The sequence below is a fragment of the Chromobacterium sp. LK1 genome (assembly GCF_001043555.1).
Taxonomy (GTDB): Bacteria; Pseudomonadota; Gammaproteobacteria; order Burkholderiales; family Chromobacteriaceae; genus Chromobacterium; species Chromobacterium aquaticum.
Genome location: NZ_LDUI01000018.1, coordinates 46,003 through 58,633 on the forward strand (window position 1 = coordinate 46,003; position 12,631 = coordinate 58,633).

At 63.9% G+C, this 12,631-nt stretch carries 13 protein-coding genes; 9 read left to right on the forward strand and 4 right to left on the reverse strand.

What is annotated here, in order from left to right; genetic code table 11:
• The first annotated feature begins 440 nt into the window (after nucleotides 1-440).
• The 3 genes from VI26_RS08790 to VI26_RS23215 all read left to right on the forward strand — a co-directional run bounded on the left by VI26_RS08790 (nucleotide 441) and on the right by VI26_RS23215 (nucleotide 2,627).
• Nucleotides 441-1,019, forward strand: a complete 579-nt coding sequence (locus VI26_RS08790; RefSeq protein ID WP_197081427.1) for a glycoside hydrolase family 108 protein — start codon at nucleotides 441-443, stop codon at nucleotides 1,017-1,019.
• A complete protein-coding gene (locus VI26_RS08795; RefSeq protein ID WP_048409369.1) occupies nucleotides 1,004-1,483 on the forward strand; it encodes a hypothetical protein in 480 nt (159 codons plus the stop codon). Before VI26_RS08790 ends, VI26_RS08795 begins: the two co-directional genes overlap by 16 nt.
• 634 nt (nucleotides 1,484-2,117) lie before the next feature.
• A complete protein-coding gene (locus VI26_RS23215) occupies nucleotides 2,118-2,627 on the forward strand; it encodes a helix-turn-helix domain-containing protein (protein ID WP_197081428.1) in 510 nt (169 codons plus the stop codon).
• A gap of 151 nt (nucleotides 2,628-2,778) precedes the next feature.
• Here VI26_RS23215 and VI26_RS08805 read toward each other — a convergent pair whose 3' ends face one another.
• The 4 genes from VI26_RS08805 to VI26_RS24475 all read right to left on the reverse strand — a co-directional run bounded on the left by VI26_RS08805 (nucleotide 2,779) and on the right by VI26_RS24475 (nucleotide 6,759).
• Nucleotides 2,779-4,407: a cation/acetate symporter gene (locus VI26_RS08805; RefSeq protein ID WP_082150968.1), complete on the reverse strand. Its 1,629-nt coding sequence runs from the start codon at nucleotides 4,405-4,407 to the stop codon at nucleotides 2,779-2,781.
• Nucleotides 4,404-4,712, reverse strand: coding sequence for a DUF485 domain-containing protein (locus tag VI26_RS08810; RefSeq protein ID WP_048409370.1), 309 nt, complete (start codon nucleotides 4,710-4,712; stop codon nucleotides 4,404-4,406). Before VI26_RS08810 ends, VI26_RS08805 begins: the two co-directional genes overlap by 4 nt.
• Before the next feature lie 199 nt (nucleotides 4,713-4,911).
• Nucleotides 4,912-6,579, reverse strand: coding sequence for a phenylacetic acid degradation protein PaaN (gene paaN / locus VI26_RS08815; RefSeq protein ID WP_048409371.1), 1,668 nt, complete (start codon nucleotides 6,577-6,579; stop codon nucleotides 4,912-4,914).
• A 42-nt stretch (nucleotides 6,580-6,621) separates the two neighbouring features.
• The gene (locus tag VI26_RS24475; RefSeq protein ID WP_156183816.1) at nucleotides 6,622-6,759 is read right to left on the reverse strand and encodes a hypothetical protein; all 138 of its coding nucleotides are present in this window, start codon (nucleotides 6,757-6,759) and stop codon (nucleotides 6,622-6,624) included.
• A gap of 25 nt (nucleotides 6,760-6,784) precedes the next feature.
• Here VI26_RS24475 and paaG point away from each other — a divergent pair, with 25 nt between their 5' ends.
• The 6 genes from paaG to VI26_RS23220 all read left to right on the forward strand — a co-directional run bounded on the left by paaG (nucleotide 6,785) and on the right by VI26_RS23220 (nucleotide 12,624).
• On the forward strand, nucleotides 6,785-7,582 hold the full coding sequence (gene paaG, locus VI26_RS08820; RefSeq protein WP_048409655.1) for a 2-(1,2-epoxy-1,2-dihydrophenyl)acetyl-CoA isomerase PaaG: 798 nt from the start codon (nucleotides 6,785-6,787) through the stop codon (nucleotides 7,580-7,582).
• 1 nt (nucleotide 7,583) lies between these two features.
• Entirely contained in the window at nucleotides 7,584-9,098 is a 1,515-nt protein-coding gene (gene paaH, locus VI26_RS08825; RefSeq protein ID WP_048409372.1) for a 3-hydroxyacyl-CoA dehydrogenase PaaH, read from the forward strand.
• Entirely contained in the window at nucleotides 9,091-9,531 is a 441-nt protein-coding gene (gene paaI, locus VI26_RS08830) for a hydroxyphenylacetyl-CoA thioesterase PaaI (RefSeq protein WP_048409373.1), read from the forward strand. Before paaH ends, paaI begins: the two co-directional genes overlap by 8 nt.
• A 159-nt stretch (nucleotides 9,532-9,690) precedes the next feature.
• On the forward strand, nucleotides 9,691-11,001 hold the full coding sequence (gene paaK, locus VI26_RS08835; protein ID WP_048409374.1) for a phenylacetate--CoA ligase PaaK: 1,311 nt from the start codon (nucleotides 9,691-9,693) through the stop codon (nucleotides 10,999-11,001).
• Nucleotides 11,002-11,124: 123 nt separating this feature from the next.
• Nucleotides 11,125-12,108 carry a 1,2-phenylacetyl-CoA epoxidase subunit PaaA gene (gene paaA / locus VI26_RS08840; RefSeq protein WP_048409375.1) on the forward strand — a complete coding sequence of 328 codons (984 nt, stop codon included), beginning with the start codon at nucleotides 11,125-11,127 and terminating at the stop codon, nucleotides 12,106-12,108.
• A 12-nt stretch (nucleotides 12,109-12,120) separates the two neighbouring features.
• Nucleotides 12,121-12,624: a hypothetical protein gene (locus VI26_RS23220; RefSeq protein WP_053074333.1), complete on the forward strand. Its 504-nt coding sequence runs from the start codon at nucleotides 12,121-12,123 to the stop codon at nucleotides 12,622-12,624.
• Nucleotides 12,625-12,631 lie beyond the last annotated feature (7 nt).

Here is a 12,631-nt window from a genome sequence, read left to right on the forward strand (position 1 = left end):
CAACGCGTGTGCGACGGGCTTGAGCGTCTGCTTCAGTAAACCCGCGCTGCTGCGATGGCCATGCTGGTTTGGTCGGAGCTTGGGCGCAGCGGGCAATTGCCGTGCCTTTTCCTGATGGGGTCTTGCTCCGACTTAACGGTGTTCAAGGCATTGAATGCCTGCTCACGGTGTATTCCGGGCTGTCTGTGAAACCAGTCTTTTTTCGATTCTCATTCAATAAGGCAGAGCGGTATTTATCGTGGATTGGTGTTTGCCGAGTTATTGATTGCCGTTTCTCAAATCAATATCGGACTGACGGAAATATGAATCCATATGCCCTGGCCTGCTCATCGCTTTGAATGGCGGCAATTGTTTAGATTTGCGTCGCTGCCGACAAGGGAAAGTCCAATTTTGGATTTTGGCTTGTCAGCTTTGGGGCGCGCGCAGAGCATAGCGCTGCCATGCCGGTTTTATTGGCGGGCTTTGAGATTTCTTTGATGATTTATGTCGCCGGGTTTTTGAAGGGAGTCGTGGATATGTATTTTGAGCAGGCGCTGGAAAGGGTATTGAAACATGAGGGCGGGTATAGCCATCATCCGCAAGATCCGGGGGGAGAAACCCGCTGGGGAATTAGCGCTGCGGTGGCGCGGCGCCATGGTTATCGTGGTGCAATGCAGGATCTGGAGCTGGAATTGGCCAAGCGGATTTACCGGCAGGACTACTGGCAGCCGCTGGCCTGTGCCGAACTGCCGCCAGGTCTGGCTTTCCAATTGTTCGACGCTGGTGTCAATCATGGTCCGGGGACGGCGATGCGTGTGCTGCAACAATGCGCGGGCGTAGCCGTGGATGGATTATGGGGGCCGCTAACCCGCGCGGCGGTATTGGCTGAGCCGGCGTTTGAGCTGATGATCATGATGAATGTGGCGCGAATGGAGCGCTATATTGCGCTGCCCGGTTTTGTGCATTTTGGCCGCGGTTGGATAGCGCGACTGGTGCAGAATATGCGTTACGCGCGGGAGGATGCATGCTTGAATTATTAAGCACCGTAGCTCCGTGGATCGCTACCGCATTAAGCGGTCCCTTGCGACAATTGGCAATGGACGCCGCGAGCGATGCCTTGGGTTTGACGGAAAAAACCGATAAAGCCCTGAACAAGGCCTGCGCCAATTTGAATGCCGAGCAGATTCAATCAATGCGGCGTGCCGATCAGGAGTTTGCATTGAAATTGAAACAGCTGGGCTTTGAAAATCACCAACAATTAATCGGCAGCTTGCTGAGCGACAGAGAGGCCGCCCGTAAGCGTGAGATTTCAATACGAGATAAAACGCCGCGTAATCTGGCTTATATCTTGATCGGTGGGTCCATGGCGATAGGTGGTTTGCTGTTGTTTGGGGAGTTGAAATTGGATAGCACCTTGGCTGGGGTGGTGTTGGGCTATTTATTCAACGAATCCGGGGCGGCATCGGCCTATTATTTTGGCGAGCGCCGGCAGACGCGTGAATAGCGGGAAGCGATCTAAATACACCGAGTGAGGCGCTGTGTGGGATTGAGTATGTATCTTTAGTGCCTGCTCCATGTCTCGTTCTTGATCGCGGGGTCGTGAGCAGGCGTCTTGGGCACGGGTTTGGCGGCGCGGGAAGCGGGTCTCTGTCGTGCAGCAGGGACCGTCCACCGCGAAGCGACTAAGAACCTGTTCAAAGTCTGCTGCGCTTCGTGAGGCGTAGCACGGTGAGTACGAGCTCAAAATGCTCATGTACCACGAGTACATTCGGCTTTTTCGCTCGTTTTCGCCTTGTCTCGCTCTTGCTCGCGAGACTTTGAACAGGCTCCCAGAGGTGGCAAGCAGTATTTTGCTGTCTATATTTAATTTATGAAGTAAATTACGAAAATCCGGACCTTGACCAGTGAGGGAACGGTTGAGGGGCGCGAGCCTTGAAATAACACGCATTCATGGGCTTGCGCCATGGTTTGGGGGAGTGAAGAAAATGAGCTTGCTAGTTGCAGGCAGCAAGGCCTTGCTGCCTGGCTGTTGGAGAAAGCCGCCAGTAGAGGCTACCCAGTATCTATTGGCCCAAGTAAAAAAAAACGGGAAAGCCAAAACGGCTAAGCCGGGAGACAAAATCATCCATGTGGATTATGTGAAATTGATTGCGGTGGAGCGTGGCGCCTGGGAAACCTGTTTGGGCGAGTCGATGATAGAGTCGCATGTTCCCGGCGGCAGAATCATCGGCCTGGACAATTACTTTGCGACCAGCCCCATGCCGGTCACGGTATGGCATAAGGCCTTGGTGCCTTCGCTGTACTACGAATGCAGCCAGCAGCAATTGGCGAGTTTTCGCGCCGATGCCGATTTCCTGCGCGCAGGGGCCGAGTACCTGACCTGGGTTTATCAATGCGCGATCAGCGCGCGGCATATGCTGACGTCCAATAATGCCTACGGCAAGGTCCGCTTCGCCATCGAATGGCTGTCCTCGGCGGCGGATGCGTATCGGCAAAGCTATACCCTGGTGTCCTTCATCTGCAGCCGCACCAATCTGTCGCGCTCACGAGTGCTGGATATCCTGAAGGAGTTGAAGCAGGGCGGCTATATCGAGGTCGATAACGGTTATTTCGTCCGGCTGTGCCGGGACTTGCCGGATGGTTATTAGTGTTGCCACGGAATCGGCTCAAAGCTGCGCGGGCAAGCGGGGCAAGGCGAAAACCGCCGAGCAGGCGCAAGTGCGAGGAGGTCATGAGCGTTTCGCCGCCTGACTCGGCGCATGCTTGCGCCTAGCGCCGCGGATATCGTGCCGGCTCCGCTCAGCGCCGGCCATCGCCGGCCCCCAGGCCGGTCAGCGCGCGGATGTATTGCGCCGGGAAGCGGCTGCGTTCCAGCCTTCCCCGAGCGCTACGGTCGCAGACCGAAAACAGCCAGGCGCAGGCGAAAGCCGCGCTCATTGAAAACAAGGCCGGATTGGCGTAGGGGAAGACCGGCCGTGGATGGCCGAGAATATCCACCCATACCGCCGGTCCCAGCGCCAGCAGCGCGATGGCGGTCACCAGACCGGCCAGGCTGCCGGCCACAGCGCCGAGGGTGGTGAGCCGGGACCAGAACATCGCCAGAAACAGCACTGGAAAATTCACAGAGGCGGCAATCGCCAGCACCAGGCCGGACAGGAAGGCGATGTTCTGCTTTTCAAACAACAGCCCCAGCAAGATGGCCAGCAGTCCTATCACTAGTGTCGCCAGCCGCGACACCCGCATTTCCTCTGCATTGCTTACCTTGCCCTGGCGCAGCGCCACCGCGTACAAGTCGTGCGACACCGCCGACGCGGCTGACAACGCCAGGCCGGCCACCACGGCGAGAATGGTGGCAAAAGCCACCGCCGACACCAGGCCGAGGAACAGGTTGCCGCCCACCGCTTGGGCCAGATGCACCGCCACCATATTGGCGCCGCCGACAATACCGCCGCCTTCGTCGCGAAAGCTGGCATCGCCGCCGACGATGAGGATGGCACCAAAGCCCACTAGGATCAGCAGCAAATAGAAATAGCCGATGAAGCCGGTGGCGTAGAACACCGATTGGCGCGCGGCGCGGGCGTCGGCCACGGTGAAGAAGCGCATCAGCACATGCGGCAGGCCCGCGGTGCCGAACATCATGCCCAGTCCTAGCGAGACGGCGTCCACCGGATTGGACACCAGGCCGCCCGGTGCCAGAATCGCCTGACCGCGGAGCTCGGCAGCTGCGGCGAACATCGCTTCGCTGCTGTAGTCGAAGCGGCGCCAGACCATGAAGGCCATGAAACTAGTGGCCGACAGCAGCAGCACGGCCTTGATGATCTGCACCCAAGTGGTGGCCAGCATGCCGCCGAACATCACGTACAACACCATCAGCGCGCCGACGATGATGACGGCGCTCAGATAGCTGGCGCCGAATAGCAGCTCGATCAGCTTGCCGGCGCCCACCATCTGTGCCACCAGATAGAGCAGCGCCACCGTCAGCGTGCCGCAGGCGGCGGTGATGCGCACCGGCGTCTGACTCAGCCGGTAAGACACGACGTCCGCGAAGGTGAAGCGGCCCAAATTGCGTAGCCGTTCCGCAATCAGGAACATGATGATGGGCCAGCCAGCCAACACCCCCAGCGCATAGATCAGGCCGTCGTAGCCCTTGCTGAACATCATTGCTGAGATGCCGAGGAAGGACGCGGCGGAGATCATGTCGCCGGCGATGGCCAGGCCATTCTGCAACGGGCTGACGCCTCCGCCGGCGGTGTAGAAGTCGGAGGCGGAACGGGTACGGCGCGCGGCCCAGCCGGTGATGAACAGGGTGAGGGTCACGAACAGCAGGAACATCAGAATGGCGTTCCAGTTCAAGGGGCGCTGCGCGCCAGCCTGTGCCCAGGCCGGGGCGCCCAAGGTCAGCGCCGGAATGGCGAGGAGGATTCTCATGGTTGGCACTCCCGCAGGACTTTATCGTTCAGCGGATCCAGCCGTCTGTTGGCTTGGCGCACGTAGATCCCGGTCAGCGCGAACGCGGCCAGGATGATGGCGATGCCAACCGGCATGCCCAAGGTAGTGACGCCGGCGCCTACGGGTCGGGCCAGCCACTGCGGCGAGAAGGCCAACACCAGGATGAAGCCGTAATAGAGCAGCAGCATGATGGCTGTCAGGCTCCAGCCCAGGCGGGCTTTGTGGCGGGCCAGTTGTTGAAAGGCAGGGTGGTTCAGAATCGCTTGCTGTTGTTGTGGCGTCATGACACGGCTCCGTAAGAGTGCGTTTACGATCTTGCGAACTAAGACGAGACAAGGCAAAAGCGGCTGAGAAAACGGAATGGTCCGGTGGCGCATGAACCTTTCGAAGCCGGTTTCAACGCCGCGCCGCCGTTGCGCGGCAGATGGTAAATACGCGCTTCACGATGGCGGGCGACGCCCCGGCCATAGCCGGGGCCGGGGGTCAGGCAAAACTGCGGGTTTGCGCCACGCGGAAGCGGTTGGCGACGAAAGCGCTGTCGGACAGGCTGGCGTTAGCCGCCGGGTTGCCGCCACTGCCGTGGAAGTCGCTGAAGGCCGCGGACTGGTTGACCATCACCGCGCCGGTGAAGTTGAGCGCCAGCGACACGCAGGCGTTTTCCGCTGCCTGTCGGGCCAGTTCCCGGACCTGCTGGTCCGTGCTGTAGACCGAGAAGCTTAGGGCGCCGTGGCGGCGCATGACGTCTTCCGCCTGACGCAGCGCCGAGGCGCTGTCCGGTGTCTGGATCAGGAAGCTGATCGGCCCGAAGTGTTCCTGCTCGTAAACCGCGCGGTCTTCTATCGATAGCTGACGCAGCAACGGGGTATGCACCGCGGCTTCCGGATAGTGGGGGTGGCTCAGCCTCCGGCTGTCCAGCGCCGGCAGGCCCAGTGCGCGTGCCGCCTCCAGCCTTTGCAGCACGCCGGGATTCTGGATAGCGCCCAGCAGTTCCACCGCCTTGGCCGGTTCGGCGCACAGCGCCTCCAGCGCCGCGCACAAGCCCTCCACCGTTTGTTGGTAGGACAACTGGCCTTCAGGTGTGTGGATGCCGTCGGCGGGGATGAAGATGTTCTGAGGCGCGGTGCACATCTGGCCGCTGTATAGCGCCAGCGACAGCGCTAGGTTGCGGCACAGGCCGGGGAAGTCGGTGGTGGAGTCCAGCACCACGCAGTTGACGCCGGCTTTTTCGGTGTAGACCTGAGCGTGTCGGCACTGACTCTCCAGCCACTCGCCGTGCGCGCTGCTGCCGGTGAAGTCGATCAGCTTTACCTCCGGCCGTTGCGCCAGCAGGCGGGCCAGCGGCTCGCCGTGCTGATTCGCAGCCAGCAGCACGGTATTGGGGTCGAAGCCGGCTTCGGCCAACACCTCGCGGGCAATGCTCACCGTCAAGGCCAGCGGCAGCACCGCGCCGGGATGCGGCTTGACGATGACGCTGTTGCCGGTGGCCAGGCTGGCGAATAACCCCGGATAGCCGTTCCAGGTGGGAAAGGTGCTGCAGCCTATCACCAAGCCTATGCCGCGCGGGATCACCTTCCAGTTTTTCTCCAACACCAGCGGCTCGTGCTTGCCCTGAGGTTTGCTCCAGCGGCAGTGACCGGGGATGGCTGCCATCTCGCGCCAAGCGTAGGCCACCGCTTCCAGCGCGCGGTCCTGCGCATGAGGGCCTCCGGCCTGGAACGCCATCATGAAGGCCTGACCGGTGGTGTGCATCACCGCATGGGCGATTTCAAAGCTGCGCCGGTTCAGGCGCTGGATGATTTCCAGGCAGACACCCACCCAGGCATGCGGGCCGGCTTGGCGCCACGATTGCAGTGCCGCGGCGGAGGCGTTCAGCAAGGCATCGGCGTCGTGACGCGGGTAGCGGATGCGCAGCGCGCCGCGATAGGGCGAGCGCTCGCTGCCCACCCAGCCCTGGCTGGGCGGCAGGCCATCCAACTGGAAATCTTGTTGCAATAAAGCCTCAAACGCGGTCAGCCCATCGGCCGGCGCGCTTTCGCCATAGCTCTTGGGACTGGGCATTTCCGGATGCGGCGACCAGTACTGGCGCTCGCGCAAGGCCTGCAGGGCCTGATCCAGGATGGCTTGATGTTGCAGGAACAGAGGGTGGGACATGGGCGTTCTCCTCGAGCGGAGGGTGAGGGGAGCCGGCCTGTTTCATGCCACAGCGGCGGGCCGGACCATGGCAGCGACGGTGTTGGTCGCGCTGTCGTTGATGCAGGTCAGCTTATAATTGATTTTCCGGTCGGTCAATGATAGCGTTTGCCACAGTAGCGGTTTGGCCTGCATCACCATGGCCGCATCCCAAAAAGGGGCAAGCATGCAGACAGCGGAAACAAGCATCGAATTGAAACTGGAAGTCGGCGTAGCAACCTTGACGTTGAACCGGCCGGAGCGTCTGAACAGCTTCAATCCCGCCATGCATCGGGCGCTGGCGGCGGAACTGGACCGCCTGCGCGACGATGCTGAGGTCCGGGTGCTGGTGTTGACCGGCGCCGGCCGCGCGTTCTGTGCCGGCCAGGACCTGAGCGACCGGGCGGTGACGCCCGGCCAGCAGGCGGCGGACCTGGGTGAATCGATTGAGCGTTATTACGCGCCGCTGGTGCGGCGGCTGCGCGACATGCCCAAGCCGGTGATCGCCGCGGTCAACGGTGTGGCGGCCGGCGCCGGCGCGAACCTCGCCTTGGCTTGCGATCTGGTGATCGCCGCGCGCTCGGCGCGCTTCGTGCAGGCCTTCAGCAAAATAGGCCTGTTACCGGATTCCGGTGGCAGCTACTGGCTGCCGCGCTTGTTGGGGCAAGCGCGCGCCTTGGGGCTGGCGCTGCTGGCCGAACCCCTGTCGGCCGAACAGGCGGCGCAATGGGGGCTGATCTGGCGCTGCGTCGACGATGCGGTGTTCCCGGCCGAGGTCCAGCGACTGGCCGCGGAGCTGGCCGCCGGGCCGACGCTGGCCTATGCGCGCATCAAGCAGGCCTTGCAGGCGGCGGAGCGCAACAGCCTGGAACAGCAACTGCTGCTGGAGCGCGACTTGCAGCGTGAACTGGGCTGCAGCGCCGATTACCGCGAAGGCGTCGCCGCCTTCCTCGCCAAGCGCCAGCCGCAATTTCAGGGGCAATGACATGAGGCTGACACGAGACAGTCGCGTGGCGGTGATGGGCGCCGGCGCGATGGGGCGCGGCATCGCCGCGGTGGCGGCGGCGGCAGGGCATCAAGTGTATCTCTACGATCAGGACGCGGCGGCGGCCGCCGCCGCGCCGGATGCGATCGCCGCCGACTGGGCCGGCCTGGTGCGGGCCGGCAAGTGGACGCCGGAACGGCTGGACGCCGCGCGCCGCCGGCTGCGGCCGGTGGCGCAGTTGTCCGAACTGGCCGACGCGGCCTTAGCGATCGAGGCCATTGTCGAGCGGCTGGACGCAAAGCAGGAGCTGTTGCGGCGGCTGGAGGAGGTGCTGCCGGCCGAGGCGGTGCTGGCTTCCAATACCTCGTCCCTGTCGATCACCGCGCTGGCGGCTGGCTTGCGCCATCCGCAGCGGATGCTGGGCCTGCATTTCTTCAATCCGGCCACGCGGATGAAGCTGGTGGAAGTGGTGAGCGGGTTGTCGACCGCGCCGTTATTGGCGGACAGCCTGTGCGCGCTGATGCGAGACTGGGGCAAGACGCCGGTGGCGACCGCGTCCACGCCCGGCTTCATCGTCAACCGGGTGGCAAGGCCGTTCTACGCCGAAGCATTGCGGCTGCTGCAGGAGCGCGCTTGCGCGCCGGCCACGCTGGACGCCTTGCTGCGCGAGGCCGGCGGCTTCGCGCTGGGGCCGCTGGAGCTGATGGACCTGATCGGCCACGACGTGAATTTCGCGGTCACGCAGTCGGTATATCAGGCGATGCAGCAAGACTCGCGCTTCCGGCCATCGCCGTTGCAGCAGGAACTGCTGGCGGCAGGCAGGCTGGGCCGCAAGAGCGGCCATGGTTTCTACGATTACAGCCAGGCTAAGCCAACACCGGAGGCCGTACCGCCGCAAGACCCGCCCGCCGCCGTGCGCGTGCGCGGCGGGCTGGGCGTGGCCGAACCGCTGCTGGCGCGGCTGCAGGCCGGCGGCGTGCGCGTGGAGCGCGATCCGGGGCCGGCGCAAGGCTGGCTGGAATGGGAGAGTTTGCGGCTGGCGCTGTCGGATGGCCGCAGCGCGACCCGCCGCGCGGCCGACAGCGGCCACGCCGGCTGGGCGGTGTTTGATCTGGCTTTGGATTACGCCAGCGTGCGGCGGTTGGCTCTGGCGGTGGCGGACCAGGCCGCGCCGGAAGTGGCAGCGCGGGCGGAGGGCGTGTTACAGGCGGCCGGCCTGCTGGTGTCGCGGATGGATGACGCCGCCGGCATGGCGGTGCTGCGCACCGTGGCGATGCTGGCGAACGAGGCGGCCGACGCGGTGGGGCAGGGCGTGGCCATGGCGGACAGCGTGGACCTGGCCATGCGTTTGGGTACCGCTTATCCCTGCGGGCCGCTGGCCTGGGCGGACCGCCTCGGCAACGATTTCGTCGCGCAGACGCTGGATGCCTTGTACGCGCATTACGGCGATGAGCGCTACCGGGTGTCGCCGCTGCTGCGGCGACTGGCCTTGTCCGGAGGACGTTTCCATGACTGAGCACGAGCTTGCCTGCCGCCAGGCCGAGCAAAGCGCGTTGGCGCTGCTGAGCCGCGACCGCGCATCGGCCAGTCTGGGCATGGAGCTGTTGGACGTGGGACCGGGCCGCGCGCGGCTGCGCATGCGGGTGCGCGACGATATGCTGAACGGCTTTCTGCTGTGTCACGGCGGGCTGCTGTGCGCGCTGGCGGACACCGCCTTCGCCATCGCCTGCAATTCCTGGGGGCCGCAGGCCGTCGGCGCCGCCATCAGCATGGATTATCTGCGGCCGGCCCGCGGCGGCGACTGCGTGACCGCGGCGGCCGAATGCCTGCACCAAGGCGGGCGGCAAGGCCTTTACGAGGTGAGGCTGAGCAATCAGCGCGACGAAACCCTGGCCTTGCTGCGTGGCCGCTCACACCGGATTGGCGCGTGCGCCGTCTCGGATGATTAAGCAAGAGGAGGTTTTATTGGATCAGCCGGCAAGAGTGGCTAGCAAGAGCCGGTTTTGCGGCCAAGGCAGGTCGGCGCAACGCCGTATCAGGAGCGTTGTCAGCCGCTCTAAACAGGAAATGGCCGCAGAGCCAGCCCCCTATCACACAGGAGAAGCACCATGCCCGCCCCCCGCCCGTCGTCCAGCGAACTGGACGCGATGGAAACCGCCAGCCGCGATGAGTTGTCCGCCTTACAACTGCGGCGCTTGCGCTGGTCTTTGCAGCATACCTACGACAATGTCGGCCACTTCCGCGCCAAGTGCGAACAGCGCGGGGTCCATCCCGAGCAGTTGCGGCGGCTTGAGGATTTGTCCCGTTTTCCCTTCACCAGCAAGGCGGATTTGCGCGACAACTACCCGTTCGGTCTGTTCGCGGTGCCGCGCGAGCAGGTGGCGCGCATTCACGCCAGCAGCGGCACCACCGGCCAGCCCACGGTGGTGGGCTATACCCGCGGCGATATCGATGCCTGGGCCACGGTGGTGGCGCGTTCCATCCGCGCCGCCGGCGGCCGTCGCGGCAGCATGGTGCACATCGCTTACGGCTATGGGCTGTTCACCGGCGGCCTGGGCGCGCATTACGGCGCCGAACGCCTGGGCTGCACCGTGGTGCCGATGTCCGGCGGCCAGACCGAGCGCCAGGTGCAGCTGATCCAGGATTTCCGCCCTGACATCATCATGGTCACGCCGTCCTATATGCTGAACATTCTCGATGAAATGGAACGGCGGGGCATGGACGCCGCGCTTTCCTCGCTGCAGGTCGGCATCTTCGGCGCCGAGCCGTGGACCGGACTGATGCGGCAGGAGATCGAGCGCCGCGCCGGCATCGACGCGGTGGACATCTACGGCCTGTCCGAGGTGATGGGGCCGGGCGTGGCCAGCGAGTGCGTGGAAAGCAAGGACGGCCCGGTGATCTGGGAGGATTTCTTCTACCCGGAAATCATCGATCCGCACAGCGGCGAAGTGCTGCCGGATGGCGAGGAGGGCGAATTGGTGCTGACCTCGCTGACCAAGGAAGCGATGCCGGTGATCCGCTACCGCACTCGCGACCTGACCCGGCTGCTGCCGCCCAGCAGCCGCTCGATGCGGCGCATCGGCAAGATCGTCGGCCGTTCCGACGATATGTTGATCATCCGTGGCGTCAATGTGTTTCCCACGCAGATCGAAGAGTTGATCCTGCAGCAGCCAGGCTTGGCGCCGCACTTCTATCTGGAGGTGAGCAAGGATGGCCATCTGGATCAGCTGGTGGTCTATGTCGAGCGCGAACCCAGCGGGCCGGCGCGAGACGATGCCAAACAGCTGGCGGCGCGACAGTTGCAGCACGGGATCAAGAGCCATGTCGGCGTGACGACCACAGTGCAGGTGGTGGAGCCGATGGCGATAGAGCGTTCGGTGGGCAAGGCGCGGCGGGTGGTGGACAAGCGCCCGCGCTGACAACTTCGCCGCATGGTTCGCATTTTCGCTTGTTATTTTATCGAACGGTCGGTAAATTAATTGGGAGTTGTCACCGCATGCCGGGCGGCGAGGCCTGGCGGCGTTCATCAAGGAGGATGGGCGATGTATACCCAAGCATTGGATCAGCCGGACATCAGCGCGCCGACAGCGGCGCCATCGCCGCGGCAGCAGGCGTTCGACGCCAAGCTGGACGCGGATGAAAAGATCGAAGCGCGCGACTGGATGCCGGAGGCTTACCGCAAGACCTTGCTGCGGCAGATTTCGCAGCACGCGCATTCCGAAATCGTCGGCATGCTGCCGGAGGGCAACTGGATCACGCGCGCGCCCACGCTCAAGCGCAAGGCCATCCTGCTGGCCAAGGTGCAGGACGAGGGCGGCCACGGTCTTTATCTGTACGCGGCGGCGGAAACGCTGGGCGCTTCGCGCGACGAGATGGTGGCGGCGTTGCTGTCCGGCCAGGCCAAGTATTCCAGCATCTTCAACTATCCGACGCTGTGCTGGGCCGATATCGGCACCATAGGCTGGCTGGTGGACGGCGCCGCGATCATGAACCAGATCCCGCTGTGCCGCTGCTCCTATGGTCCGTATGCCCGCGCGATGGTGCGCATCTGCAAGGAAGAAAGCTTTCACCAGCGCCAGGGTTACGACCTGCTGCTGGCGATGATGGACGGCAGCCAGGCGCAGCGCGCCATGGTGCAGCGTTCGGTGAATCGCTGGTGGTGGCCGGTGCTGATGATGTTCGGCCCGCCGGACCGGGATTCGGTGCATAGCGCCAGTAGCATGCAATGGGGCATCAAGCGCATTTCCAATGACGATCTGCGGCAGAAGTTCGTCGACGCCATTGTGCAGCAGGCCGAAGTGTTGGGCGTCAGCCTGCCGGACCCGGCGCTGGCCTGGAACGCGGAGCGCGGGCATTACGATTTCGGCGAGCCGGACTGGGAGGAGTTCAAGCGAGTGCTGGCCGGCGACGGTCCCTGCAACCGCGAACGCATGGCCGCGCGTCAGCGCGCGCATGAAGAGGGCGGCTGGGTGCGCGCCGCCGCTCGCGCCCACGCCGATAAGCAGGCGGCGCGCGCCGCCGCCTGACCAGGAGCTCGCATGTCTGATCGTTCCAGCGCCGGCTGGCCGCGTTTCGAGGTCTTCGTCCTCGGCCGGCACGCCTTGCAATACAAGCATTCCAGCAGCTTGCACGCCAGCGATGCGCGGCATGCGCTGCTGCTGGCCCGCGATGTCTATTTCCGCCGCCAGGAAGGCGTGAGCCTGTGGGTGGCGCTCAGCAGCAGCTTGCAGGAAAACGGCATGCCGGCGGTCGTGGTCCGGGAAGCGGCGGAACCGCAGCAGTTCGAGCTGTTCATCCAATTCAAGCCGGGACTGGACCACCTGCACGTCGCCAGCCTGCTGGCCGAGTCGGCGCCGCAGGCCTTGGTGCAGGCCGAGAGCGCTTTCGGCGCCTTCCCGCCCGGCGCGGTCTGGGCGCTGCCCAGCGCGGCGTTGAGCTGCAGCGAGCCGGAGCAGCGCCGGCTGTTTATCGAGCCGATGGCCAGCAAGCCTTATCGCTTGCCGACTTTCTTCCAACTGCCGGAAGCCGTGAACCATATGTGAGGAGAAC

Bases quoted from the DNA above. Each gene is read 5' to 3' on its own strand.
- paaA (WP_048409375.1), top strand. From the start codon at position 11,125: ATGTATACCCAAGCATTGGATCAGCCGGACATCAGCGCGCCGACAGCG.
- VI26_RS08795 (WP_048409369.1), top strand. From the start codon at position 1,004: ATGCTTGAATTATTAAGCACCGTAGCTCCGTGGATCGCTACCGCATTA.
- paaN (WP_048409371.1), bottom strand. From the start codon at position 6,579: ATGTCCCACCCTCTGTTCCTGCAACATCAAGCCATCCTGGATCAGGCC.
- VI26_RS08790 (WP_197081427.1), top strand. From the start codon at position 441: ATGCCGGTTTTATTGGCGGGCTTTGAGATTTCTTTGATGATTTATGTC.
- VI26_RS08810 (WP_048409370.1), bottom strand. From the start codon at position 4,712: ATGACGCCACAACAACAGCAAGCGATTCTGAACCACCCTGCCTTTCAA.
- VI26_RS24475 (WP_156183816.1), bottom strand. From the start codon at position 6,759: ATGGTGATGCAGGCCAAACCGCTACTGTGGCAAACGCTATCATTGACC.
- paaK (WP_048409374.1), top strand. From the start codon at position 9,691: ATGCCCGCCCCCCGCCCGTCGTCCAGCGAACTGGACGCGATGGAAACC.
- paaH (WP_048409372.1), top strand. From the start codon at position 7,584: ATGAGGCTGACACGAGACAGTCGCGTGGCGGTGATGGGCGCCGGCGCG.
- VI26_RS23220 (WP_053074333.1), top strand. From the start codon at position 12,121: ATGTCTGATCGTTCCAGCGCCGGCTGGCCGCGTTTCGAGGTCTTCGTC.
- VI26_RS08805 (WP_082150968.1), bottom strand. From the start codon at position 4,407: ATGAGAATCCTCCTCGCCATTCCGGCGCTGACCTTGGGCGCCCCGGCC.
- paaG (WP_048409655.1), top strand. From the start codon at position 6,785: ATGCAGACAGCGGAAACAAGCATCGAATTGAAACTGGAAGTCGGCGTA.
- paaI (WP_048409373.1), top strand. From the start codon at position 9,091: ATGACTGAGCACGAGCTTGCCTGCCGCCAGGCCGAGCAAAGCGCGTTG.